A 457-nucleotide genomic window follows, 5' to 3' on the forward strand; every position below is an offset into this window, starting at 1 on the left:
GTGTACTTCAACACGTGGTGTGTCACTGGCGATTGATGGGTCAACTTCAAGCATATGTGATCCAAGGATTGCTTCATGACCTTCACGAAGATCAAGTGTGTAATCTTCCATAAATACAGTTTGCTTGTTGTGAGCCATAATCTTCAATAAGCGGTCCAAAGCAGCTGTCTTCCAGTCACCTTCGCCAGCAAATCCATAACCTTCAGCCATCAACATTTGTGCTGCTAAACCTGGTAATTGTTCCAAACCAGCTAAGTCTTCAAAGTTAGTTGTGAATGCTGTGTATCCACGGTCATCCATGAACTTCTTCAAACCGAAGTATTCACGAATTTGATACTTAGTATTGTGTTCGAATTTTTCGGAAGAGTTTTGACCTTCTACAAAGTTGTAGTCATTCTTCATTTCTTCGTACTTCTTGTCAATGTCTTCGTCAGAAACGGCATTAACTTCTTCAACT

At 40.5% G+C, this 457-nt stretch carries 1 protein-coding gene; it reads right to left on the reverse strand.

The features are described 5' to 3' along the window. A partial coding sequence (locus tag C1I95_RS37465) for an L-arabinose isomerase family protein (protein ID WP_499878003.1) occupies positions 1-457 on the reverse strand: 457 nt, incomplete at both ends.

The sequence above is a fragment of the Micromonospora craterilacus genome, from assembly GCF_003236315.1.
Lineage (GTDB): Bacteria > Actinomycetota > Actinomycetes > Mycobacteriales > Micromonosporaceae > Micromonospora > Micromonospora craterilacus.